At 49.8% G+C, this 26,291-nt stretch carries 18 protein-coding genes; 5 read left to right on the top strand and 13 right to left on the bottom strand.

Features of this window, described 5'->3' with window-relative positions:
* Positions 1–126 precede the first annotated feature (126 nt).
* A complete protein-coding gene (locus ACR6Z4_RS15645; protein ID WP_479718225.1) occupies positions 127–963 on the bottom strand; it encodes a DUF3598 family protein in 837 nt (278 codons plus the stop codon).
* 844 nt (positions 964–1,807) lie between these two features.
* Here ACR6Z4_RS15645 and ACR6Z4_RS15640 point away from each other — a divergent pair.
* On the top strand, positions 1,808–2,809 hold the full coding sequence (locus ACR6Z4_RS15640; RefSeq protein WP_479718224.1) for a septal ring lytic transglycosylase RlpA family protein: 1,002 nt from the start codon (positions 1,808–1,810) through the stop codon (positions 2,807–2,809).
* Between the two features lie 178 nt (positions 2,810–2,987).
* Here the strand turns inward: ACR6Z4_RS15640 and ACR6Z4_RS15635 are convergent, their stop codons facing one another.
* Complete coding sequence (locus ACR6Z4_RS15635; RefSeq protein ID WP_479718223.1) at positions 2,988–3,629, bottom strand: Crp/Fnr family transcriptional regulator; 642 nt, start codon at positions 3,627–3,629, stop codon at positions 2,988–2,990.
* 110 nt (positions 3,630–3,739) lie between these two features.
* Positions 3,740–4,579, bottom strand: coding sequence for a twin-arginine translocase subunit TatC (gene tatC, locus ACR6Z4_RS15630; RefSeq protein WP_479718222.1), 840 nt, complete (start codon positions 4,577–4,579; stop codon positions 3,740–3,742).
* Positions 4,580–5,041: 462 nt separating this feature from the next.
* Here tatC and ACR6Z4_RS15625 point away from each other — a divergent pair, with 462 nt between their 5' ends.
* Entirely contained in the window at positions 5,042–9,010 is a 3,969-nt protein-coding gene (locus ACR6Z4_RS15625) for a DUF2339 domain-containing protein (RefSeq protein WP_479718221.1), read from the top strand.
* Positions 9,011–9,117: 107 nt separating this feature from the next.
* Here ACR6Z4_RS15625 and ACR6Z4_RS15620 read toward each other — a convergent pair whose 3' ends face one another.
* A complete protein-coding gene (locus ACR6Z4_RS15620) occupies positions 9,118–9,459 on the bottom strand; it encodes an antibiotic biosynthesis monooxygenase (RefSeq protein WP_479718220.1) in 342 nt (113 codons plus the stop codon).
* 309 nt (positions 9,460–9,768) lie between these two features.
* Entirely contained in the window at positions 9,769–10,533 is a 765-nt protein-coding gene (locus ACR6Z4_RS15615; protein WP_479718219.1) for a tryptophan-rich sensory protein, read from the bottom strand.
* A gap of 607 nt (positions 10,534–11,140) precedes the next feature.
* Between ACR6Z4_RS15615 and ACR6Z4_RS15610 the strand changes: the two genes are divergently transcribed.
* On the top strand, positions 11,141–11,557 hold the full coding sequence (locus ACR6Z4_RS15610; protein WP_479718267.1) for a DUF1499 domain-containing protein: 417 nt from the start codon (positions 11,141–11,143) through the stop codon (positions 11,555–11,557).
* Here ACR6Z4_RS15610 and ACR6Z4_RS15605 read toward each other — a convergent pair.
* Positions 11,526–12,848 carry a glycosyltransferase family 2 protein gene (locus ACR6Z4_RS15605; RefSeq protein ID WP_479718218.1) on the bottom strand — a complete coding sequence of 441 codons (1,323 nt, stop codon included), beginning with the start codon at positions 12,846–12,848 and terminating at the stop codon, positions 11,526–11,528. The genes ACR6Z4_RS15610 and ACR6Z4_RS15605 overlap by 32 nt on opposite strands.
* Before the next feature lie 410 nt (positions 12,849–13,258).
* Between ACR6Z4_RS15605 and ACR6Z4_RS15600 the strand changes: the two genes are divergently transcribed.
* The gene (locus tag ACR6Z4_RS15600; protein WP_479718266.1) at positions 13,259–14,005 is read left to right on the top strand and encodes a response regulator transcription factor; all 747 of its coding nucleotides are present in this window, start codon (positions 13,259–13,261) and stop codon (positions 14,003–14,005) included.
* Here the strand turns inward: ACR6Z4_RS15600 and ACR6Z4_RS15595 are convergent.
* The 3 genes from ACR6Z4_RS15595 to map all read right to left on the bottom strand — a co-directional run bounded on the left by ACR6Z4_RS15595 (position 14,002) and on the right by map (position 17,473).
* Positions 14,002–15,402, bottom strand: coding sequence for a TldD/PmbA family protein (locus ACR6Z4_RS15595; protein WP_479718217.1), 1,401 nt, complete (start codon positions 15,400–15,402; stop codon positions 14,002–14,004). The genes ACR6Z4_RS15600 and ACR6Z4_RS15595 overlap by 4 nt on opposite strands.
* Before the next feature lie 371 nt (positions 15,403–15,773).
* Entirely contained in the window at positions 15,774–16,607 is an 834-nt protein-coding gene (locus ACR6Z4_RS15590) for a class I SAM-dependent methyltransferase (protein ID WP_479718216.1), read from the bottom strand.
* A 50-nt stretch (positions 16,608–16,657) separates the two neighbouring features.
* On the bottom strand, positions 16,658–17,473 hold the full coding sequence (gene map / locus ACR6Z4_RS15585; RefSeq protein ID WP_479718265.1) for a type I methionyl aminopeptidase: 816 nt from the start codon (positions 17,471–17,473) through the stop codon (positions 16,658–16,660).
* Positions 17,474–17,668: 195 nt separating this feature from the next.
* On the opposite strand from map, the gene ACR6Z4_RS15580 reads away from it, so the two are divergent.
* Positions 17,669–17,851, top strand: coding sequence for a hypothetical protein (locus ACR6Z4_RS15580; RefSeq protein ID WP_479718215.1), 183 nt, complete (start codon positions 17,669–17,671; stop codon positions 17,849–17,851).
* Positions 17,852–17,885: 34 nt separating this feature from the next.
* Here the strand turns inward: ACR6Z4_RS15580 and ACR6Z4_RS15575 are convergent, their stop codons facing one another.
* From ACR6Z4_RS15575 to ACR6Z4_RS15560, 4 genes are all read right to left on the bottom strand, one after another.
* A complete protein-coding gene (locus ACR6Z4_RS15575) occupies positions 17,886–18,365 on the bottom strand; it encodes a TIGR02588 family protein (RefSeq protein WP_479718214.1) in 480 nt (159 codons plus the stop codon).
* Positions 18,362–19,228 carry a TIGR02587 family membrane protein gene (locus ACR6Z4_RS15570; protein WP_479718213.1) on the bottom strand — a complete coding sequence of 289 codons (867 nt, stop codon included), beginning with the start codon at positions 19,226–19,228 and terminating at the stop codon, positions 18,362–18,364. Before ACR6Z4_RS15570 ends, ACR6Z4_RS15575 begins: the two co-directional genes overlap by 4 nt.
* A 114-nt stretch (positions 19,229–19,342) precedes the next feature.
* A complete protein-coding gene (locus tag ACR6Z4_RS15565; RefSeq protein WP_479718212.1) occupies positions 19,343–20,359 on the bottom strand; it encodes a tetratricopeptide repeat protein in 1,017 nt (338 codons plus the stop codon).
* 112 nt (positions 20,360–20,471) lie between these two features.
* Positions 20,472–26,096 carry a trifunctional serine/threonine-protein kinase/ATP-binding protein/sensor histidine kinase gene (locus tag ACR6Z4_RS15560; RefSeq protein ID WP_479718211.1) on the bottom strand — a complete coding sequence of 1,875 codons (5,625 nt, stop codon included), beginning with the start codon at positions 26,094–26,096 and terminating at the stop codon, positions 20,472–20,474.
* Between the last annotated feature and the right edge of the window lie 195 nt (positions 26,097–26,291).

Raw genomic sequence — 26,291 nt, 5'->3', positions numbered from 1 at the left:
TGTGCCATTCAAACAGTAGCAATCAGGGTTGAAATCCTCGCTTCGCGAAGATTTCAACCCTGATTGCTACTATGGCAGCCGAAGGGCTGATTAGGACAAAGGTTGCTATAGCACGTTTCAATTGAATTACTGTCGCTGCTCGATCACCAGAGTCAAACTCGTCCAACCGCCCTGAGCATCATAGCTCCGAATCATGCGTTGCCTTAAATGGGGTTCGATCAACCAACCTGCTTCTAGAAAAAAGGGTTGTCGTCTAGGAACCGTCAGGGGGGCGCTGGCAGAAGCACCATCGGGTAATAACAACACCTGCATAGGATAACTGCCCGTTTCAAATAACAATCTGGAACCATCGATAGTTGCAGAGGACTTTAACTCCATCTGAGGCATGGTGAGTTGCTGACAGAGGCGATCGCCTTCCAAGCTAATCGACAGCGTTGTAGCATACTGATCGGGTCTACGTAAGTCTGGGTAAAGGGTGATAGCGTCTCCCACCCAGGTACCGAGCAACGCGTCTACGGTCAGGTGGGGCTTTTCGGCAGCAGGAGTGCCCTGGCGATGTTCGCGGATGAGGGTCAGTTGATCAAGTTGACTATCGCGATTGAACAGTTGCACCAATCGTAAACGGCGATCGCCATGAATAAACCCGATTTCTGCGCCGAACTCAGAAAACGGACCAAACTGGAGCGACCCAAAGGAAAACGCCCCATTGCCAAACAATAGAATGCCTCGGCTCAACGAAGAATATTCCAACACAGTTTCGTTGACCAGTTCACCCGATGAAGCAGAAAAGTACTGTAGCGTTTGGCGTACCGTTTGATTCTGATTCACCCCTGCTAACGACACCAAAGAAGGGGTGTCTTCCCTTAGGTTTCCTTGAGGCGACAGTCGGGTAAAAGAACCTTGCCAACTCCCTAAATTTTTCAGCAAGCTTTCCCATTGCCCTGGCAAGTCAATTGATGTCATGAATTGGTGCCGTTATCAATTAGGTGTTCTTATACAGTTTTACGCAATCGGGTGAAGATGGGCGATTTGTCCTGAGCCCGTAGCACTTGCCTGATCGAATCCTAAAGCGTGTTTTAAAACTCGCTAAGAGGGTTGTTTTTTCGTACGCGAAGCGCACGAAAAAACAACTTCTATAGTTCTACGCAATCTAGTTAGGACATCAGGGGGGTGGGGCGGTGCCCCCACGCAGGGGTTTCACCCCTGCACCCCGTCCTAACCCTAATGCGTACCGCTATACATGGAATTTTGCGATGGCATGCAGGGGGTCTACCACTACATGAGGCAGTGCCCACACGCCAACGTCCTGACGTGAATCCGTAAAGCTATATTTCTAAATTCTGATTAAACGTGATGAGAAAAAGTGATGATTCTTGCTCGAACTGCACGATCCATCACCGTGGTGAATAGGTGTTTCCGATCGATCCCCAAACTCTAAAATAAACGCCCGTTTCGACCGTTTTTGCGCAGAAATAACTTCCCAGTCACAGCAAGGGACTCAAGCTTGTCTTCACCCCATAGAGAGATAAACATCTTTGAGATCTGTCTGTATGATGTGATACGGTTGTGTATTGTTTCTAGATGTTTTTAACACTTCCATAGAAAATTTCACGCTTCTACCAAAAAGTTATTTTCGTGTATGAACCTCATTAGTTTTCTCTGGATTGCCTCACTGGCAGGCAGTTTTTTGTCTCTCCAGAGTTTTTTAAAAACTGTCGAATCAGTTCAGACTTCTCTTTCTATCAGGGTTGGATCAGCTGGAAGTATCATCAGTTCTCCGTTTTTAAGCAATCAACCCCCTCTGGCAATGTCTTTTGCGGCAGCTGGTTGGCATCGTCCTACAGCGATGGCATCCACTCATTCCAGGCTAAAGCAGACCGTAGAAGACGCTATTGACCCTGTACAAGGATTTTTGGGATTCTTTATTCGCTGGACAGAACTCGGCAAGCCGTTGGCATCCCACCCTCAAGTGACGGTAGTTCGATCGATTTCTTCTCCGGCAACTCCTAACCTGGCACCATCGGTCACCTTGCTCACAGCTCTATCGTCTTGCGATGTCTTGAAACCGATACAAGCGGTCAGTCAGACCCCAGGCGATCGCAATATGTTTCAAATTCGGGTCAACAATCATCTGATTGCCGAGTTGCCCAATCAGGCACAAGCCAATGCTATTGCCAACCAACTGCGACAGACATTTCAATCCGAAGGGTTTGACCCTGCTGCCTTACAGCCCGCAGTAGTGAATAACCAACCGGCAGCAAAAGTGGGCGACACGGTTTTATTTACGGTTGATTCATCGCTGGCAAGCGCGCTGGAGCGCAACGCTGAGTTATTGGCGATCGCCTGGGTGAATGAGTTACGCATTGCGTTAGATCTCGAACCGTTTACATTGGTCGAGGCGCAAAGTTTAATGTATGACTTAACCCGCACGGAGACAACGCTGGAAGGCAGTGCCTCCTGGTATGGACCCCGGTTTCACGGGCGCTTAACTGCCGCTGGCGAAACCTTTGACCAAAATGCCATGACTGCGGCTCATCCTTCATTACCGTTTAACACGTATCTCAAAGTCACCAACTTGAGCAACGGTAAGTCGGTCGTCGTACGCATTAACGATCGCGGTCCCTATGTGGGTCAACGATCGCTAGACCTATCACAGGAAGCCGCCCAGTGTTTGAATAGCGATCGCCTGGGGGTGGTGCCGTACAGAGCTGTTGTCTTGCAATCCGACGTCATTGATGTGGGAAATGGCGTAGACCAACCCGCTATTGTGCAAAACCGTCCAGAGCAACGGATGATGGCAAGCCGTTAATTTACCATATGACGGGAAATATTTAAGAGCCTCGCTTCGCGAGGCTCTTAAATATTTCCCGCGTGATTTGGAGGTAGAGGGTGCGTGCCCATTGGGCACGCACCCTCTAAAGCGTTGCGTGGGTTGATTCGGTACGGTGTTGTGGGGCGCGGAGCGCCCCACAACACCGTTTCTGTCGTTAGACCATGCCGACAGTTGCATTGGGCGACAAAATAATGTGCCGATGCCGATCGACACTCAACCATTCTTCTTCGCGCAACTGGCTGAGAAGTCGAGTTACGGTTACCCGAGTTGTGCCAATGGCATTGGCAAGCTGTTGATGGGTCAGCCGCACACTGAGGCGCGTACCACCCGGAGTTGGGTAGCCGACTTCTTGCTTAAGTAACATCAGTAGATGCCGGAGTCGATCTTCAACCCGACGGTAGCCAACCATCGCCAGGATCGCTTCTGTCTGACGTAAGCGGCGAGTTAGCTGGCGAAACAGACTTTTTGCCAGCACCGGCGACTGATCAATTTCTGCCTGAGTCAGCCGCATCAAATCGACATCAGAAAGGGCGATCGCCTGATACGGACGGATCAAGGTCAGGGGCAACCCAAAGAGCATCGAGGGTCCTGCCAAACCCAGCAATGCTTCATCGCCTGTATCGTAAAGCGTCCCTAACTGCACCACTCCCCGACAAACCACCCAAATCTCGTTAGGTGACATGGCAATCTCTTGTCCACTGTAGTAGGGGTAAAGGCTACGCCCCCGATAAAGTTCCTCCAACAATTGTCGTAGATCGAACGCAGGGGTCGCTTCCAGGGCAAAAGATTGAAGCATATGTGTTACCTAGATTACCTGACCGCATCCTAAAGCGCTGAGCTAAAGGAGAGGTAATCCCTAGATTGCCTTAAGGTTAAGGTTTATCGCAATTCTCCAGGTGCGATCGCTCACCGTCCCAGCAACACCACCATGCCAACACCACCAAAATACAACGCTAAAACTGCACCCCCCAGAAGAGACTGCGTAATCGGGTCAGTGGAAGGGGTTAACACGGCTCCTAATACTGCGGCACCCAGAAACACAATCCGCCAGCTCGACAGCATTTGCTTGGACGACACAATGCCCAACAAACCCAGTAGCAACTGAATCACTGGAATCTGGAATGCCAGCCCCGTACTAAACATGAGCAGCAGCACAAACTCAAAGTAGCGATCGATTGACCAGAGTTGCTCGACCACACCTTCGCCGTAGTTGATAAAGAAATTTAAGGCTGCCGGAATCAAAGCAACATAGGAAAAGAACAAGCCCGCCACAAATAAGATCGTGGAACCGAGAACAATAGGACCTAAGAAACGGCGCTCGCGGCGAGTCAGACCGGGTAAAACGAACTGAATAATTTGATAGAGAATAAACGGACTTGCCAGCAACAGCCCACTGTAGCCCGCAACTTTAATGGAGACAAAAAAGTATTCGCCTGGAGACAGTTGCAAAAATTTTGCCCCCTGTGCGGGAATTTCCAGCAACCGGACAATTTGATTGACAACGGTGAAGCAGCCGATAATCCCGATTACAGCAGCAATTAAGGAATAGAAAATGCGCTGTCGCAGTTCTTCCAGATGATCAAACAACGACATCTCGATGTCATCCGGCACTTCGTCATCCGGCACTTCGTCAGGTGGGTTGAGATCAGGTTTACTGACCGCAGCAGCGCCACTCGCCGTCTTGAGTGCAGCGTCATGGTTGGAATTTTGGTTGGATGCAGTTTCCAATTCCGAGGGAGCAGTCATGGGTTAAGACAGTCAAGCTAAGGTTGCAGATAATACTAGCCTAACGTCTTCATGACGGCAAAGCCCAAATTATTCGACGTTCCTAAATTCTTATAGCGATCCTAAATTCGGTGTGAAAGCGCCCGCCCTTCGGGCGGGCGCTTTCACACCGAATCATTTTCACAGATCAAATAGGATTGCCATATATGGCGGTACGCATTAGGGCTAGGACGGGGTGCAGGGGTTTCACCCCTGCGTGGGAACACCGCCCCCGACATCCTGATGTCCTAACTGGATTGCGTAGAGCCATACATATAGCCCATACATATAGCAATGTAGATAGTCCCAGAACTGTTCGATTTTTCGTGGCGCGGGCGACGCCCGCACCACGAAAAATCATTGCATGAATACCGTTACCAGCAATAGAGGACAATGAAAATAATTTGTCTCAACTAAAATCCTGGCGATGCTGGCATAACTTACATGGCATCTAAACCCGAATCCCCCATTCGTGTAGAGGTCACGGTTCAGTCGGATCAATCAAATCTGCTGGATGGACTGGCATATTGGCAAGAATTAGGGCTGCTTTCCCCCGAGCAAGTTCGACAGATCTGCCGCCAACATCTGGTTTGCACTCTGCCAACGCCCAGTGCGATCGCAACTCAGACTGACTCCGAACCCGATTTCATCACTGATTTCATCACCTCCCCCCCTCGCAAACAACCCATTGCCGCAGGCGTCTGGCAAGATAATGTTGCCCTGTCGTCTGTGCCATCGCCTGCACCCGCCCCTCCTCCCAGTGTTATCAGCCAGCGGTTGCAAGCTTTGATGGCTGAGATCAGCGTCATCTGGCTGCTCTTTCTGGGCGTCTTCATGGTGGTGGTTTCGTCTGGTGTGCTGGCAGCGAGCCAGTGGAATAATTTTTCTCCATCCGGTCAATATGCCGTGTTATGGGGCTATACCCTGGCATTTTGGGGAGCCAGTCTTTGGACGGCTCGTAATCCCAGCTTGCGGCTCACCGCACAAATGCTTCAGGCAACCACACTGCTGATCATTCCCATTAACTTTTGGATGATGGATGCGGTGCAGATTTGGCAATACGGATGGGGAATGGCGATCGCGTTGATTGCTGCCCTGAGTCTAACGGCGATCGTCGTGCAACTGCTCAGACCTCTGTTGCCGTCGTTTATGAATCTGGGCTTGCTAGTCAACGGTGTGGCACTGAGCTGGTTGCATTGGGGCTGGTCGGTTGCATCCGTTCCCCTCGTCGCCACTTACCTGGGCACGATAAGTACCGCAGCCGTTCTCGCCTATCAAGACCAACGTCATCAGGGATTCTCCTCAGCGGCATCTGCATCAACGGATGCCGTTCAAGCCACCGATGAACCAACGACCCATCCCGTCGCTACCCCTGATCCGCCGAACGACGCCTTAGCCTCGGGGCTGGTCACGATCGCCCTGTCAGTGTTGCTATTGGTGTTCCGAGCGCTCTGGGTGGCGCAGGTACCCTTTCATCGCTTAGGTTTAGCCGTTGGCATCTGTGGATGGTTGCTCTGCTGGCTATCCCGATATAATCCGGCTCGCCATCTATGGAGCAAATTGGGCATTGGCTTGCTCTGTCTGGGCTGGCTGGCAACGGTGTGGATCGAACCTCCCTGGCAGGCGATCGCCATTAGTGGGTTAGGGTTGGGGTTATTAGGCGATCGCTTGAAACGGCTGCATCAGTCTGAAGACCTGGCTGCTTTTGCTCTGGTTGGTCTTCAGGCGTACTGTCTACTGTGGGGCTTGCTCCCGGTTGTGTTCCGGCAGCAGTTTCTCGACCGTTGCATCCGTATAGCGGGTGCAGATGGTTTACCGCTGGCATTACTGGGCCTGGGCATCTTGCCCTACCTCTGGCTGCTGCTGAGACTGGCAAAAAGATTGCGACGCGCCCAACAGCCTCACCTGGTTAGATTCGTCGAGTTTTTTGCGTTGGGATTGGGTGGATTGCTCACCTGTGCCAGTCTATTCAACCCGCTAACGCGATCGCTCAATCTCTCCCTTTCTGCCCTGACATTGTTGGTGATGATCTATCGGCGGGGCGTAATCCATCGCTCGCTGGTTTACTTGAACCATGCGGTTGCATTGGGGGCGATCGCTGCCTGGATCTACTGGTTCTTACCCGACCTCAGCCGCAATCGCTGGGCAGCTATTGTGCTGATTGGCATGGTGATCGAGTGGATTGCTAGCCTCGATTGGCGTCCGATCAGTCGCAGACCACCGGCTGCTCGGTTTCCACAACTCTACCAATGGCGGCGCAGTGCCTGGCGATTTGGTTTAGTGCTATCGGGGATCAGCTATTGGCTGTTAACCGATAGTTCCTTCTGGGTGCTGATGGAAGAGCAAGCGCATGGTCCGATCAATCGTGCCTGGATCTGGCTACTAACGCCGCTGACCCTGACTGTTTTGGGATATCAACGGCGACTGCCTGAGCGCAAAACAGCCGTTTGGCTGAGCATTATTGCGTTGATTGTGATCCAGCCGCTCACCTTCTTCTTTTCCCTATCTCGTCTCATCAGTCTGGGCTTGGCAACGGTGTTGATGCTATTCAATACCAAGCGAGTCAAGGATCTCAGTGCCGCATTACTGACCATTGGGTTTGGCTTGGGCTTTATTGCCGATGCTATTTGGCAACAGTTTGGCGATCGCCTGACAACGGGTTGGGTGTGGAATCTGCTGGCGATCGCCGCATTAGGACTCTGGTTGTTTCGGGGTTGGTTGCGTCGTCGCCATACGATTGTGGCAAAGCTCTATATTCGAGCCAGTAATGCCTGGGCGATCGCCATCGCTGGGGTGACAATTGTATGCTTAACCGGGTCTACAGTTCTGACGTACAACGGCATCCAGACAGTGGAGTGGAGTGAAGTAACCGCCTGTGCGGTACTGGCGATCGCGATCGCCTATCGCATCTGGCAACAACCCACCGACCTGGGATTTTACGGCATCGCCTGGAGTCTGGAACTCTGCGTGGCTAATGTCCTAGCAATCCAGCCAGACCTGTTTACCCGATGGCATATGCCCCTGGCAACTGCCAACCTGCTGCTGGGACTGGTTGCCCAACTGGCGGCAGATCGATGGGTCAGGCGCACTCAAGGGTCTTATCGCTCTAGCTGGCATGTGATCCCGCTGGTTTACGCCAGTTTCGGTGTGTTCTTAGGACATACAGCCGTGTTTGCGGCAACAACCGGGGTCTATACCTTAGTAGGTGCGGTGATTGGCATAGGCGTTGGGCGACGACAACCCGCCCTCAAACCGTTTACGGTTATTGCCCTGATCGCTGTTTCGGTGGCGGCTTACGAACTGCTGATCTATCAACTGCTTCAGGCACCCGGTGGCAAACCAGGAGACGGCGTGGTTGTACTGGCAGGTCTGGGGTGCTTATTAACCTGGGGCGATCGCTTGCCAGCTCGATGGTGGCGCACGGTTCTAAGATTGTCTGAGAAAGATGTGCAGGTGTTTGGCACGGGTCATTGGATTGTCAGTAGCGCCTTTTTGTTACTGGCTCTGACGTTGCCCCGCAGCATCACCGGAGGTTATCTCTGGATTGCGATCGCCATCATCTTAGCCGTGTATGCGCTTTGGCAGGGTCGTCGCCAGCACGCCTGGATCTATACAGGAATCGTCACCAGCTTGATGGCAGTGGGTTATTTCCTTTATCTGGTGATCCCCGATACAAACCAGCTGCTCACCTGGGCAGGGGCGATCGCCTGTCCCATTGCTTATGGATTTCATGTGGCACCCTGGCGGAGATGGGGTTGGTCGGTTGAACCCTGGCGACAGTCAGCCATTGTGTTACCGGGGACTGTACTGGCAGTCACAGCTGGATTTTCCACGATCCCGATTGTGCTGATCGTTGCGGCTTTCTATGCCTGGTTAGCCAACGCCACTGCCCAAATTCGCCTGAGTTATCTGAGTTTGTTATTGGCAGACTGGGCAATCTTTCGCTGGCTGGCTGCTCTCAAGATCTCTAACCCACTCTGGTATACCTGTGCAATAGGAGTGTCACTGCTTTATCTGGCTCAGATTGATCCCGCTTTGCGATCGCCTTCTGAACGCGATAAACGGCATCTGCTCCGCTGTCTGGCAGTGGGATTGGTTTGTTTAACGGCGATCTATCAGGCTGAAACCAGTTTGGCGATCGCCTTGTTTACCGTTGGCTTGGGATTTGTCCTATTGCTGGTGGGCTTAATGCTGCAAGTACGAGCCTTTCTGTTTATTGGCACTGCCACCTTTCTACTCGAAATTCTGCGGCAGCTATGGCTGTTGTTCTACACCTACCCATTGCTCATCTGGGCAGTCGTGTTTGTCATGGGGCTACTGTTGCTGTGGATTGCGGCTACGTTTGAAGCCCGTCGCACCCAGGTATCTACCTTTGTCCGCTACTGGATGACAGAATTAGATCAATGGGAATAGGTACGTAGATCGGTATCCTGTGAGAAAGCCTATGGTAGTGTTGACCAGCGGCGTGCCGCTGGTCAACACTACCCATATCGTTTCTTAGCCCGTTGTGCTACTCAACATTAGCTAGCGATCGCTGCCAATTGCGACGGTTCAATTTCTGACACCACTTCATAAATGGTTGTAGTGGGGGTTCCGGTAAACAACGGAGCCATTTTTTTGAGGATGTCATGATATTCCGCCGTTTGATTGGAATCCATGTCATCAACACTTTCCCAAAAAATAATCGAAACCCCTCGGTCAGAATCGGTCTCGCGCAATAAATACGCCCCCTTAAACCCCTGACCATAGGTCGCGATCGCCTGCTCATACAGGTGTTGAGCTTCGGCAAATTTACCGGGTTTAAACTCGCCGACGGCAACATGGGCATATTGATGTTTGAGGAAATCTTGAAAATCACTCACGGTTAGGTTTCTCCTGGTTCGCTCTATCCAATTCTTCTACTGCGTCATGCTGGTTTAGAATCGTTGGGCGTCCATCCCTGGTTCTAACCCAGTTTGTGTTGACGGGCGTAAGGACGTAAGTATTGGGTAAAAATCCTTGATGTACTTCGAAAATCCTTGACCAAATACTACGCCCCTACGGGATTTGACGGCTTCAACCTAAAATCCGGCAGAATAGTTTATCTCATCCCCGATCATTACAAATAACGCAGTCTATTCAGTAGATATTGTGGAGCGCTTCGCTGGTGAATGTGGTGAAGTGATGCAAATCTAAACGCGCGACAGACGAACCGCTACGAAAAGTAACGTCAGGGCGATCGCCATCCCTGCTGCCGATGTCCAAACTAACGCTTCATCCAAATGACGAATAGCGATCGCTATCAATGCCCAGATGATCACCAGAGGATAGGCAAAATCCAGTTTTTCGACTAATGTAATCGCGGCCAGCATGACCGCAACAATCATCACCAACACTGTCCAGCGTTGGGGCGAAATCTGCCAACCATCCCAGCCCTGGTCGTATAGAGCCAGCGCCACATTAACAATCGTAGCTACGCTAATCCAGCCCAGATACACACTCATCGGTGCCAGCAAACACCAGCGATCGCCGCGAGACGCTCGTCCATGCAGTTTGGATGTCCGCCAATAAATCCCCATCAGTGGCAACAAGATGCCCAACATAGCCACCACCGATAGCCAATACAATTGCAGCTGAAACACATAAATCCAGATAATCTGGGCAATACACGCCAAAATCAGCAAGCCATCGACGTAGCGCAGGGTGGGATTGTGGCGTTGGGCAGGCAGCAACTGGTAAACGCCGAACACGAGCAACCCCAGGTAAATCAAGCCCCAGATGGCAAACGCATAGTTTGCCGGAATAATTAAAACATCTTTGAACACCGTATTGGCAAGAGTGCCGATGTTGACGCCATTCAACGGGTAAAGGTTAGAAAGCGTATTGACTAAAAACGTTCCCAGGATAGCAACCAGGGTTGCGATTTGCCGGGGAACATCGAACGGAGAACGAGACATTGAGTTGTCCATAACACTGATTGCCCTTACCCATGCTGAAACGTGCGCAAATCATGACAAAGAAATCCATGCAATGATGAAGTGTGCGGCGTAGCCCCTGCGGATATGCTGCACCTCTGGTGATGATTTTTTTGAACCGATCGCGACATGATCGGCTCAAAAAAATCATGCCGACGGCTAGAGCAGTCAGCCACCCCCGCATCTAACCATGATCACTGATTTAGACCGGGTTCACCTTGGCAAATAGCGGTTTCCGACAGAAACTGCCATCCGCCAAACTAAATTTGGTTTAGGATTATCCAAATCATATTCAGTAGGACGGTAGCAATGTCATACCCCTACGACAGATGTGATTCACTCACGTTAGGTTGTCATCGGGCGATCGCCCCTACTTACTATGCCTAAAGCAGGTTTATCCCTCTTTGTTTCTGTGCTAATAACGCTGGCTTTGGCATTGGGTTGGGTTCTGCCTGCCCAGGCGCAAAGTCTATCGGTTGCATCCTTAGGCGATCGCTTTGCCCCCATAGTGGGATCAACGGTTGATCCCCTGATTCCCACGGTTTCCGATTCATCATTTCTTGCCCTTTTTTCTTCAGGAGGAGCATCCGTGTTTTCGTTCTCTGGAAAGCGACCCAGCACTCTCGGCGTCAAAGACAACAAGTTATCCCTCTGTCCCAATTCACCCAACTGCGTCAACAGCCAAACCCCAGGCTCAGATAAACAGCACAGCATTGCTCCTTTAGCCTATCGGTCTAACCCTGAGCAAGCGATGATGCGCTTAAAAACGGTGGTGCAGGGCATGGAGCGAACGAAGATCATTACCGATCAAAAAGACTATCTCCATGCCGAGTTCACGACTGCTTTGATGGGCTTTGTGGATGATGTTGAGTTTTATCTCGACCCCAAATCGGGTGTGATCCACGTTCGGTCTGCCTCCCGCTTGGGGCAATCAGATATGGGCGTGAATCGCAAACGGGTCGAAGAAATCCGCGCTAAGTTGTTGAAACTGGAAGGGATGACTTAAGCTGGCGACCTCGCCAAGTCCAGCCCCATCCCGTTTCAGTTTTAATGATGGAGGCGATCGCGATCGCTGCCACTATCATGCCGCCCACTCCGGTTAACCACCAATATCGGGGTGGGATTTTTGATCCCTGTTCACCCACACGGCGCAAGTCATACTGTAGGGCGATCGCAACCAAACTCAAGGCGATCGTTCCGGCATCTACCAGCGTGCCATTACCCAGACTCAGGTTCACCAGCACGGCGATCAAAACGATCCAGGGCACCGTACACAACAACAGCATTAAGCCAATAAATAAGACGGTTTTAGGGAAATTGCGTTGTGATCCCATATATAAATTTTTCGTCCACCCTTCCCACAGCGATCGCCAGGAATGGTACATCCGCACCGCAACAATTTCAGAGCCAGAGATAAATTTCAGGGTTAAGCCTTTTGCTTTAATCCGTCGAGCCAGTTCCACATCTTCTACCACCTGATCGCCAACGGCACGGTGTCCCCCAATCGCTTCATAGGCAGTACGCCGGAAAAACATAAAGGGTCCCGCCGCAAAGGCAGTATCGCTTTGGGGATCATTCACAGCCTCAAAGTTAAAGCCGATGAGAATAATGCTAAACATTAATGGTTGCACCACCCACTCCGCCATACAGTCACACAAAATGGCGGGTCCATAGCTGAGCAAATCGATCTGCTGTTGATCAACCGTTTGCAAGGTAGCTTCGATCGCACCGGGATACAATCGCACATCCGCGTCGATAAACAGTAAGACATCTCCGGTTGCGTGTTCCACGGCTTGAACACACGCCCAGTTTTTACCGACCCAGACTTCTCCCTCAGGGCGATCGCCACCCGCTAAAAGATGCAGCCGGGGATCATTTAATTCTTTTTGTAACGCCTGGGCGATCGCCCAAGTGTCATCGGTTGACTGGTCATCAATTAGCCACACCTCAAGGCGATCGCCCGACAGGGTCGTACTATCGAGTACCGAGCGCAGACACTCTGCCACATTCACCGCTTCGTTGTAGGCAGGAATAATCACAGAGATACAAGCCGATGCCAATAGACCCTCTGGAGGAGAGATCCCATCCTCATCTGCTACAGATGAGGTAGCTAGGGCAGCAGAGGATAGGTGGGTCCCGTGGACAACAGGTGCCTTCTCTTCAGCATCGGGATGGGGGACAAAACTTTCTGCCAGCCTACGTTGCACCCGTGGAGCCTGTTGAATTGCAGTCCTTAACTTCAAGGCATAGATTGCCAGCGCCAGGAACGCAACCACGGCAAGAATCAACAAAATCAAGAATTTTACCCCTGAAAAAAAAGTAGTGAGAATTGTCTGATAAGAAACTTCAATATATACTGCCGCAGGTCATAAACTTAGCGCTTGACAAAGCCGGACAGCGACTAGAAATCAGGGCAATTCCTGGTTTTCCTACGGCAACAATGCCTTCAGCGATGGGCGAATGCCAGATAGCCTGGGTATTATTTTGTATAACGTGTTACTTCTGGCACTGTTTGGGTGGATCAACTGGGATTTTTGGCAGCTCAGTCTGTGTTTCAAGCTCGACATCGAAGAAACAATACTCCCTCGCCTCATCTGCTATTAGTAAGAATTTGTAATCCTTGCTTATAATCTGTACAGGAATCTTCCTATTCCTAAACAGATTTTCATCTGATCCTAAGACGCTAAAGTTAAAAAGTTAGTTAATGATGCCTCGAATTCTCGTCATTGATGATGATCCTGCGATCTCAGAGTTAGTCGCTGTCAACCTGGAAATGGCTGGCTACGATGTCAACCAGGCACCAGATGGTATTAAGGGGCAAGCTTTAGCATTACAGCTAATGCCTGACCTGATCATGCTGGATTTAATGCTACCCAAGGTAGACGGATTTACGGTCTGTCAGCGCCTCCGCCGAGATGAGCGGACGGCTGATATTCCCGTGTTGATGCTGACTGCGCTCGGTCAAACTCAGGATAAAGTAGAAGGCTTTAACGCGGGTGCCGATGATTACCTGACCAAACCCTTTGAAATCGAAGAAATGCTGGCGCGGGTGCGAGCGCTGTTGCGACGCACAGACCGGATTCCTCAGGCAGCTAAGCATACTGAGATTTTGAATTATGGACCGCTGACTCTCGTTCCAGAGCGGCTCGAAGCGATTTGGTTTGATAAAACGGTAAAGCTAACTCACTTAGAGTTTGATTTGCTGCATTGCCTATTGCAACGGCACGGGCAGACCGTTTCGCCCAGTGAAATTTTGAAAGAAGTTTGGGGCTACGATCCAGACGACGACATTGAGACGATTCGGGTGCATGTCAGACACTTAAGAACCAAGCTAGAGCCAGATCCCCGGCATCCTCGGTATATTAAAACGGTGTATGGCGCGGGCTATTGTTTAGAGTTGCCCGCTACCGCCGAATCAGTCGAAGAGCCAGCCGAATCGTCCGAAGCGAGCTAGGCTTCAACGTCTCCACCGACGATCACGTCCTGAATCCGCAAGCTGGGACCCCCACAGCCAACGGGTAAGCCACTTTGCCCTCCTTTACCACACCCCCCAGATTCATCCCAGAAGAAGTCGTCTCCAATGGCTTCGATATCGGATAGGGTTTTGAATACATTGCCGGAAAGCGTTACATCTCTTACAGGTTCTGCAATCTCGCCGTTACGAATCATCCAGGCTTCCCCGGCAGTGAAGGTAAACATTTCACCATTGGTCATGCCACCAATCCAGTTGCGGGCATAGACACCTTCTTTGATATCTGTGAATAGTTCGGCAACGGGTGTATGACCTCGCTCAATCCAGGTGTTGGTCATGCGAACAATCGGCGGGTAATGGTAGCTAAGACAACGAGCATTACCTGTGGGTGTTTCGTCGAGTTTTCCGGCAGTTTCGCGGGAGTGTAACCGCCCGACTAAAACGCCATCGCGAATTAGTTGGGTTGTAGTAGCAGGTACGCCTTCATCGTCGTAATAGTAACTGCCACGATGCCCTTCGGGTGCAGCCCCATCAAAGATCTGGAGTTCGTCTGAACCAAACCGCCGACCCAGCGTCATCACTTCCATGAGATCAGGGTTTTCGTAGGTCATGTCGGCTTCTGACAGGTGACCGAAGGCTTCATGGACAAACAAACCCGTGAGGATGGGATCAATCACAACCGTATAGGTATTCCCTTTCACCGGCGGCAATTCTAATGCATCAACGGCACGCTGAGCCGCACCCCGCACTTGCTCATCCAGGCTTTCCATATCTTCGTAAGCTTTGCGCGAGCCCGTGGTTTCTCGCCCGGTTTGGACGGTTTCTCCATTGCGAGCCGTTGCCGCAAATCGCATTTCCATATCAACCCAAGACTGCTCGATTAGCGTTCCTTCGGAGGTAGCTAAGATCATTCGTTGACTGCTGTCACCATAGCGAACGGAGGTCGTCGCAATGCGATCGTCTACACTGCGTAAGATTTCGGCGTAATGGTTACATAGTTCCTTTTTACGGACTAAAGGAATTTGGCGGGGATCGCTACCCACGATCGTCAGTTGGCGACTGTCTTGGATCACAGGGATAGATGCCAGTAAGGTTTCTTCTTCACCCACCAGATGAGCAGCCGCGATCGCCTCTTGAATGCGATCGCTTAAGTTTGCCAATCGGTTAAAACTAGCAAATCCCCAGCCGCCTTTATAACAGGCTCTTACCTGACCACCAATGGAAATACCTTCACTTAACGTCTCAACGCGATCGCCCCGCAACAAAATGTCTGTTCCTTCTGCCTCTTCCAATCGAATGGCTAAATAGTCAACTTTAGATTGATACCGGGCAATCAGGTCAGTCAGAAATTGCTTCGAGTCAGTCAGGGAAAGAGTCATAAAGATCAGAGGTTAGGGGTTAGAGGTTAGGAATTAGGGGGTAGAGATTCGAGTGGGTGAGCCAGAAGCGTCTAGCACTTAGAAAAACGTCAAAGCTGACCAAAACGATGGGCTGAACCTGCCGATTTTTTCATCTGTTAAGGATTGTCAGGACAACACAACACCTATCCCTAGGGTGTGTTAAGCACTAGCCATAACGCACCGCAGGTATTTTATGTTCACATAAATTTGCCAGGACGATCCTGGGCGACAGGTCATCACCGTTTGGATCAGGTATAGGTCAGCAGGTTTGGACGTGAGGCAATAGAAATCGGAAATTTCTGCCTCTATTCTGGCGTAAGGACGCCAATTTCTGCCAAATCTTTCGGTTTTTAAGCCGCAGGTGGGGCTGCGATCGCGTCAGCTTTGCGAAACACCATCAGATGTTGCTGAGGTAAGACCGATTGGGTGGTTTCCCAGATCAGACCAACAGCTTGCAGCTCTTGTTGAGCTTGCTTCTGCGTCATTTTGTGGAGCCTTTTAATGGGGATCAGGGGATTTTCGCCACGATATTCAATCAAAACGATTCGTCCACCTGGCTTGAGCGCTTCTACCAGTTTGCCCATCATTTCGTGGGGATAAGCAAGCTCATGATAAACATCGACCAATAACGCCAGATCAATACTGGCAGCGGGCAACTTTGGATCAGTTTCACTGCCCAAAATCGGTTCGATATTCTCCAACTGTTTCTCTTGTTTCAATGCCGTCAAGATCTCGATCATCTCTGGCTGAACATCAACGGCAAACACTTTGCCCTGATTGACCAGTGGACTGATGCGAACGCTGAAGTATCCCGTTCCCGCGCCAATGTCGGCAACAACATCGGTCGGCTGAAGCTGGAGTGCGGCGATCGCCTGATCGGGGTGTTCTTCTCGCTCGCGGCTGGATCGTTCTAACCAGGCAGCGCCGCGATATCCCATGACCTGCGCGATCTCACGCCCCAGATAAAATTTGCCAATGCCGTCAGGATCATGCCGGGTGCGATAGTCGTAAATTGGGCGATCGCTGGCTGAGGGGGCAACGGCTAAGGTTTGGGGCAGAGCGCTACAACTGCTGAGGCTAAGACCCACTAGGCTGACGACGAGAACCAGAAACTGCGATAGCCGTCGTAACGATGGAAGAATCAGAACCGATACCCCCTGAAAATGGATAACATGACACGTCAAAACGTTTGCAAATCTTTATTTTGCAAATAACTAGAATCGGCTCACCCTGTTTAAGCAGGCACGAGATCGGGATGCAGTGTCAAAATATCGACACCAACTTCCGTAATCGCAATAGTGTGTTCAAATTGGGCAGAAAGCTTTCGATCCTTAGTCACAGCCGTCCAGCCATCCTTTAATACTTCCACTTCCCAGGTACCTTCGTTGATCATCGGTTCGATGGTAAACACCATACCTGGTCTGAGTTTTTTGCCCTTGCCACGGGTACCGTAATGAGGCACTTGGGGCGCAGTGTGAAACGTGCGGCTAACCCCATGTCCAACAAAATCGCGAACCACAGAAAAGCCATTGGCTTCCGCATATTCCTGAATGGCAGCGCCGATATCACCAATCCGACCACCGGGTTTTGCAGCAGCAATCCCTCGATGCAGACATTCTTCCGTCACCTCGACTAACTTGCGCGCCAGAGGAGAGGTTTCACCCACCAGAAACATCCGCGAGGTGTCTCCATGATAACCATCCACGATCGGGGTCACGTCGATATTGATAATGTCACCCTCGCGCAGAATTTGCTTAGCATTCGGGATGCCATGACACACGACATCGTTGACACTGGTGCAAATTGATTTTGGGAAAGGGTTCTTGCCACCCGCAGGATAGCCCAGTGGGGCACTTTTAGCATCGTGCTGTTGCGTCCAGGCTTCCGCCGCATCATTGAGTTCTAACGTGCTGACTCCAGGCTGCACCAGTGGCTTTAAATAATCCAACAGGCGTGCTGCCAGTTGTCCGGCTTCGCGCATCTTTTCAATTTCTCGTTTTGATAACAAAACGATAGGTTCGTTATCCATGAATTTTGGTTTTACTGCGATTCTTCCATTCTTACTTTAACCTTTCAATTCCAGTCGCCTCGTTTTTTTAATCCATAGAACTCGCTCGATGGTTAGATTTTTTGTTGTGTGCCGCGCTCCGCGCGGCACACAACAAAAAATCTGTGGCTTAATCAATTGAAAATGGCTGTAATTCAAATTGGTGGTTCTACGCAATTCAATTAGGACATTAGAGGGGTGGCACTGCCCCCACGCAGGGGTTTCACCCCTGCACCCCGTCCTAACCCTAATGCGTACCGCTGCTATATTGGTGGCGATCGCCATCCAAACGACAAAGACTCACAGATTGATTCACCTGTTATGCCATTTGAGCGCGACAGCGGAGCCGCCGCTTTCTCAAAAAGAATCGGGTTTTCTTAAATCCACGATCCTAAATAGACGGTGTTGATTGGGGCTATGGCAGCTTATAACTGGCAGCACGCAAGCTAAGTTCCCCTTTTTGTGGATCTTGGCTGAAAATAAATGCCCCTTCTTCAGTTTCACCCCCCGACAAAAAATCGATTTGTTGCTCTCCTGATTCCACCACTTCGCCATCGATCTCAAGTTCTGCGATGATTTGTACTGATTCGGCAGTTCCTCCACCGACATTGACGACTTCAAAGTGTACGTAAAATTGTCCCTTGTCTGTACGGATAGATTCAGTTTGCGAAACCGTAATGATGGGCGGTAGCTGGCTACGCGGATCAAGCCAGACTTTGATGACCAATCCGACAACGGTTAATAAAATCAGAGAGGCAACAGCAAGCGTAATTTTTTCGGCAGGCGATCGCTTAGCCAACACCTCAGCAGGGTTGGATGGTTCAGAATGTTCAGATTGTTTGGATTGTTCGGATCGTTCGGATGACATATCGGGTTGTGAAGCAGCATCTTTCATACAGCTAACCGTCCTGCGGCACCACCAACCGTTGCAGGCAAACCCAACACCAGAGCATATTTCAACCAGACCGTCCAGGGATCATGGAAACTGATCTTTTGGAAGAACCACAACATCAAAACTGCCGCAATGATTGAAACAAGATAGGTCATAATTGTCTCACTCAACGGGCTTTGAAAAATTCCTTGTTGTTGGCGGCGTTTGGATTGGTTAGCAAAATTTGCTTCAAACACGATGCCGTAGGAAATTAGAAGAGAGGCAGAAAGAATAACAAGCAACCAGGGGTAAGAAACGGCGATCGCCACAACATTGACTTCGTCGGTCGGGGCAATGCTAAAGGCAACAATTAACGCACCCAGCAGGGTTGCCCCAACGTCGGATAGCGTGGCATTCAGTTGCTCTTCGTTGGTATTGGGAGTCGATGAATCGCTGTCGCTGTCTTCCGACCCTTCCGACAAAAACTGATTGGCTAAAGCAACGCCTAAGGTAAAGGGAATCGCTTCAAAAATTACTTTTCCCAACGCTTCATCCAAAGGAACTTGCCAGGTAATTTCGCGAATTAGAATTAGCGTTAACGTAGTACATACTAGCCCAATGGCGATCGCTTCAATCGTTTCAAATACAGCATTGATCACCCGAATACTTTGATACTTGCGAAACCCAGCCGTTCGGTTGACCAAAAACACGACCACAAAACTGAGGGCGATCGCCCCTAGCATGACTTCAGGCGACACAAAAGACCCGATCCACCAGACTTCCATGGTATAAAGCAGCGGAATGCCAAACAAAAAGCCACCACAGGCTCCCCGAATCAAATCATCAATTTCATTGACCCATTGTCGGCGTCGGCGTTTTTTACGCATGGCTATCATCAGACTCTCTTGTGTGGGGTAGCCCGAAGTCGCAGGGTTGGGCGCGACGGCTCCGCCGTCGCGCTCAAAAAGTATTGGGCTTTACTTCACGATCCTAAAAATTTATTATCGGCGATCGCGTTCCAGATCATAAATTGCCTTTTCCCAATACCAATCTTCGGGCATTCCGGGTTGCTTTAGCTTCAGCCGTTGCACCAGACCCGCCGCAATCTTACGATCGTTACCAATCAGCCGTAAAAGCTTATTTTGAATGGCTCGGCTGGGTTTGCCAACCGGAGGATAGGCGATCGCTGGAGAGTGGGGTTTGCCATGGCGGCGAGGCGGTTGGGTGGGCTGCAATGCTTTGAGCTGTTGAATTTGCTGTAGCATTTGCTCTGCCATTGGCTTATCTGCCCGATCGAGAAATAATCGAGCAGCCTGACGATAATCATCCATCGCACTCTGCCAATTGCCTAACTCTCGATACACCTGCGCTCGACTGGCATAGGCATGGGCATCTTGCGGATCAATTTGTAGTGCCCAATCCAGATCATCCATGGCACCCCGAAGATTACCTTGCTTCGCTTTTGCCACCGCCTGTTGAAGAAATTCGGAAGCATCAATGATGGGGACGGGGTCGGAACTGGGAGACGGGGAGGGTGGCTCAGAGGATGTGTGCGCTTGCAGTTTGCGAATCAGATCGAGACAACGACGGCAGTTAGCAATATCTCGTTGATCGAGATAAAACTCAACCGCTTTTTTGTAGCAGGCGATCGCTTTAGGAAGGTTGCCCTGTTGCTGTCGGGCACTTCCCAGGAGATTGTAAGCTGCCGCCTGATCGGGTTTGAGCAAGAGAACGTGTTTGGCATCGGCAACCGTTGCTTCCCATTGAGCGATCGCCAGATTTGCCAGCCCTCTGGCAAAGTAAACCGTTGGGTTATCTGGTTCCAATTGCAGGGCAGTCGTGTAATCAGCGATCGCTAATTGAAAGTGCTTCAACTCAAAGTGTGCTCGTCCCCGTTGATAGTAGGCTTCAGCCCAGGTCGGTGCTTGCTGAATGACGTGATCAAAACTGGCGATCGCACCCGCATAATCATGGGCAGCGATCTGGGCAATGCCATCTTGATAAAGGGTTTGATGCATAGAACTGGCGATCGCACTAGCGGTGTGTGTGAAACTTCAGACAAAGGCTCTGGAGTAAAGGCATTCGTGTCATGATTGTGTGTGGCGCGGGCGACGCCCGCGCCACACACAATCATGACATTTCCAGGACTACCGACTCTGATAACGGAATTTCGATAATAAATTCGGTGCCTTGTCCCTCTGCCGATTGACAGATCAATCGCCCACCATGCTTCTCGGTGACAATTTGATGGCTAATGGATAACCCTAAACCAGTCCCTTTCCCGGCAACTTTGGTTGTAAAAAAGGGATCAAACAAGCGTTCCTGCACCTCTTCAGGCATACCCGGTCCATTATCTGAAAAGCGGATCACTGCATAGTTATCTACCACTTCAGTGCGAATGGTGAGGATATTGGGATTGTCTTCAAGGTCACTGTACGATCGCTGATCATTGGCTTCTTCCATAGCATCGATCGCATTGGCAATCAAATTCATAAAGACTTGATTGAGTTGTCCGGCAAAGCACGCGACAGGCGGCAAATCTCCATAGTGCTTGACCAATTGAATGGCAGGATGTTCGGGTTTTGCTTTTAGGCGATGGTGCAAAATCAATAACGTACTTTCGATTCCAGCATGAATATCAGCAGGTTGTTTTTGGTCAGCATCCATGCGCGAAAAGATACGTAGAGACGTCATAATTTCACGGATACGATTGGTTCCCACCTGCATAGATGCCAACATTTTGGGCAAATCTTCTAACAAATAATCCAGATCAATCTCTGCAATTTTGTCGCTAATATCATCGGGAACTTCAACAAAATGCTGTCGATAAAGCTGCAATAGTGCCATTAACTCTTGGGCATAGTCGTGGGCATATTTCAAATTACCCGAAATGAATCCCAGAGGATTATTAACTTCATGCGCCACACCCGCCACCAATTGCCCCAGACTGGAAATCTTCTCCGTTTGAATCAGTTGAGCCTGAGTCTGTTGTAGCTTTTTCAACGATTGCACCAATTCCTGAGCTTTTTCTCGTTCGCGCACCCCAGATTGATACAGCGCCCAGTTTTTTAGTTCCAATTCTTTCGATTTGGTTTCTAATTCGTGGGAATAGGTTTGCAGATTGGTATACAGACGAGCATTCTCAATCGAGATTGAAATTTGAGACATTAAGACATTCAACAGCTCCAGGCGATCGGCTGTAAAAGCTGCGGTTGTCAGATTATTTTCTAAATACAACACACTGGTCAACGTATTTTTATGAAACACCGGAAAGCACAAAATCGACTTGGGTTGGTGTTTGAAAATGTAAGGATCGGTGAGAAATCTTTCTTCCGATGTCGCGTCATCTAAAACAAGATTTTCTTTCGTTCTAATCACGTAGTGGACAACAGAGATCGGTAGTTTTTGGGTCGCTTCCAGAGGCGTTGAATCAAGGGTCGCAATAATCGAATGATCGACGGTTCCTTCCGCTTCGATAACCCATTGATGGTGCTGTTTCGTAATAAAAAAGCCATTTTGTGCACCTGCATTTTCGATCGCAATTTTGATCAGATTCTCCAGCAAATTGCTTAGAACAATTTCACTGGACAGGGCTTGGGATGCTTTTAGCACAGTTGCCAGATCCAGCAGATTAGATTGACGACTGCTAGAGGATTGGTGAGAACGGGTCAGCGTCGTTGCTTCTAGATCTTGGGCAGTAACAGAGGTCAAGAGTGCAGCATAGTCTGCTTCAAGCTGTTTAGCTTTGGCGATCGCCCCCCAGCGCAAGTAACCATAGTAGGCATCGGTCAGATACGCCTGAGCAATTCTTTCTCGCTGGAGTGATAGATAAAACTCTGCGGCTCGCTCATTGGCGATCGCTTCTTCTTGAGTATATTTCTGTTCTCTGGCTCCCTGAATCGCCTGATCAAAATAGTCCATGGCTTCAAACGGTTGTCCACGCATCCAGGCAAGCTCAGCCGCAATCAAATCCCACTTGTGTTGATAGTTAACGGGCGCAGACAATGCCCACTGTTGAATCGTTTGCTGGTTGGCTAAAATTTGGTCTAAATCGGCTGCTTTTTCGCTGTCTGATGCTTGAGGATAGTGTGCCAGCAAGGCGAGGGTCTGATAGAAGCGATAGGCACCAAACAACGCCAGACCTGCACCACTTTCAGCATAGGTTGCAGCCAAATTGGCATAGGCGATCGCAGCATCATAGGTTTTGGCAAAGTATGCCAGCATTAGCTTTACCACATAGACCGCAAACAAGGATTGATAATTGCTGGCAGCTTGCAATCGGGGCAAAATTTTGGTTTCATCAAAACTTTCACCCGTCAACTCAACCAGGGTCGTATCAGGCTGTTTTAAGTTCAATGCCAATTGCCGCAAAAGCTGCGTGTAATACAGCTGAAACTCCTGTTTCAAATCAGTTAACAATCGCACATAGTGCAACTGTTTGCGCGCAACTTCATCCAATACTTCGCCACTCAAAAACAGGTGGGTGCAGTAATTCATTACCGAGTAACTGACATGACCAATATCCCCCGTTTCTTGCCCTACTCGAATTGCCTTGGTGAGGGGAACAAAGGTGGTATGAATGTGATCTTTCCAGGGACGAATAAAGGTTTCAAAAATCTGCCATACACTACATTTCAGGGCTTTAGCATCAAATTGTTCTAATAACGCCAGGGCAATTTGACCGGCTCGATAGCCTGTATCAATGTCTCCAAATCTGCCACACATCAGCCAACCATAGGCAACGTAGGCAAAGGCAGCCGGAGCCGAAGACCCCTGTTGAATACACAGCTGAGTTTGCGTTAACACCAATCGCCGGAAGGTTTCGGGCTGAGACTGGTATGCCGGAGATAGCACAATCCGAAATAGACGCAACGCTGCCAACTGGTGCGGGTCTGTCATTTCAGGGTAGGTGGGTAAACCGGCTAAATCGGGTAATGCCAATCGATTATCGGAGTCCTGGTTGGCATCCATCAGTGGAATGCCCAACATTTCCAGGGCATCCAGACCCGCTTGAATGGCATCTGCCATTTGCAGCTGTGCCATATGCAGTTGAATCTTGATTTCGTACGCTCTCACCCGATCGAGGCAGTTGTTAGCCTGATTTGCAATCATTTGCACCAGGGCGTGCGATCGCTCATACTCGGTCATCAAATACGCTGCCGTTGCCGCTTCAATATGCAACTCCATCATCAGGTCATATAACCGCGACCAATCCTGGCTGGATAATAGATCTAGCCCAGCCGTAAAGTATCGCAACGCCGGTTCGTAAGCCGTTGCCGCTCTCGCTTTTTGCCCTGCCCGCAAATTTAACCGTGCCAGATGCTCTTTTTCTGCCGGATCAACAATTAATTCAACGCCAATATTGAGCGAATTCACAATATCAAATAGCTTTTCATCCAGTTCGTGTTCTGCGGTTCGTTGCAGCAGCAACCGTCCTACTTTCAGATGAGTGCCCCGCCGCTCTTCTCTAGGAATTAATTTATAGGCAGCTTGCTGCACTCGGTCGTGTAAAAACCGATAGGAAACGATCTGCTCAGAGGCGATCGCCCCTACTTGTGGCTGGGCAATCGTTTGAGGAATTCGGTAGGTATTGTCTACCGGCAAAATCAAGCCGTCTTGAAGTGCAGACCATAAATCTTGGGCGATCGCATCCCCAGATTTTTCAGCAACCGTTGCCAGAGTCTGCAACGCAAACAAGTTGCCAATACAAGCCGCTAGCTTCAGACTATCTTGGGTCGAGGTGGGCAGCTTTTGCAACTTTTCGACCATAAACTCGACAACGTTATCGGTAATAGCTTTTTGCCGGATCTGCTCAATATCCCACTGCCACTCTCCCAGCTTAAAATCAAATCGCAGTAAGCCATCTTGATACAGTGACTTGAGCAATTGCGTTAGAAATAAGGGATTGCCTTGCGTCTTACTCAACAGCAGCTCGGTCAATGAAGCCGCTGCCTCAGCAGAACAGTTGAGCGTGTCAGAAATTAACTGATTGGTATGATAGGCATCAAGATTTCTCAGCGTAATCGTCTGCACCACTTTATGAGCCTGTTGAATGCTCTCCACCGTCGTCATCAATGGATGCGTCGGATCTACTTCGTTATCGCGATATGCTCCAATAATCAGCAATGCTTGGCTTTGAGCATCTGTCATCAACAGTTGAATTAAATTCAGCGATGCCAGATCTGCCCACTGCAAATCATCCAGGAACAGCACCAGCGGATGTTGGGGCTGAGCAAACACCTGAATGAAGCGGCGAAACAGCAGGTTAAACCGATTTTGCGATTCTGAACCCCCCAACTGAAGTACGGGAGGTTGTTTTCCTAAAATCAGTTCAAGTTCCGGCAATACTTCAATTAAAACCTGAGCATTGCTACCCAACGCTTCTGTTAACACCGTCTGCCAATGGGCAATCTGGCTTTCACTTTCGGTCAGCAGTTGCCGAATTAATTCTTGAAACGCCTGTACCAGAGAGGAGTAAGGAATATTGCGTTTGAACTGATCAAACTTCCCAGAAATAAAATATCCCCGGAGGCGCACAATTGGCTTATGAATTTCGTTGACCAGCGCCGATTTGCCAATCCCAGAATAGCCTGCCAGCAGAATGAGTTCGCTTTGGGAGTAAAAGGGGGAGGGAGATAGGGGGGATGGGGGAGATAGGGGGGATGGGGGAGATGAAGGAGATAGGGAGGCGAGGGCGGGGTGACGAATGCGGCGATCGCCTGCGACTCGTTCGAATGCGGCTAACAACTCAGCAACTTCTTGTTCCCGACCGTATAGTTTTTCGGGAATCTGAAATTGTCCCCGGCGATCAAACTGTCCTAACGTAAATGGGGCGATCGCTCTAGTAGCTTGCCAGTGGCGTAAACAGATGTCTAAATCTGCCTTGAGTCCATACGCACTTTGATAACGATCTTCGGCAGTTTTTGCCAATAGTTTCATCACCACATCCGAGACGATGACCGGAATTGCCACATTGACTTGATGAGGGGGAATGGGCGTTTTGGCAATATGGCTATGCACCAGCTCGATCGAGTCATCGGATTGAAACGGCAACTGTCCCGTCAGCAGTTCATAGAAAGTGACACCGAGAGAATAAAAGTCTGTGCGATAGTCCACACCCCGATTCATCCGCCCTGTCTGCTCTGGCGACATATAACTGAGCGTGCCTTCTAAAGAATCGGGTGTGCCAATCCGAGGCGTTTCCCGCAACAAGCGGGAGGCAATACTAAAATCCGTCAGCTTAACCTGCCCGGTGGCGGTATTGACAATAATATTTTGCGGTTTAATATCTTTGTGAATAATATTGCAAGCATGTAAACCTGCCAGAGTTTCAGCTAAATAAATCGCAATCCGCAAAAATTCTTCCAACCCAATCGCTGTGGTTTTAATCACTTGATTCAGGGCTGCCCCACCAAAATCTTCTAAAATCAAAGCCAGCCCATTGCCATGCTCAATCAAGTCGTAGATAGAGACAACACCGGGAATCTCTAAACCACGGGTGATGGTGTATTCATGCTTAAAGCGAGAAATTTCTTTGAGCGAAGGGTATTCAGTTTTAAGCAGCTTAATTACGACGGGAGTATCATCTGCCGCCCGAACTCCCCGGTAAACAACCGTGCTCATCGTTTCATACAGGACTTCAGTTACGCGGTAGCCCGGAAGAACGGTTGTGTTAGCGAACATGGTTTCGGTAATTGGATGCTGGTGATGGATGTTAGTAGGGTTGCACAAGGGATAGACCGTGGAAGTTGGCATTCCACCGTACGAAAATTCTCTGAGCCACGACGTCATCAACAGGCATTTTCATTCAAGGGTACGAAGATTTACCCTTGCGCAGGCACACAAACACACCCTGTCATTATTCCCAAACGAGAGTCGCAAAAAGCACGACTACAGTAGATGGGGGTTCGTTAATTAGCTGCTCTATTGACGGAATAGAACCGCTTACAG

This window comes from Calyptranema fuscum S582 (assembly GCF_055793305.1).
This window is presented reverse-complemented; position numbering and strand designations above follow the sequence as displayed.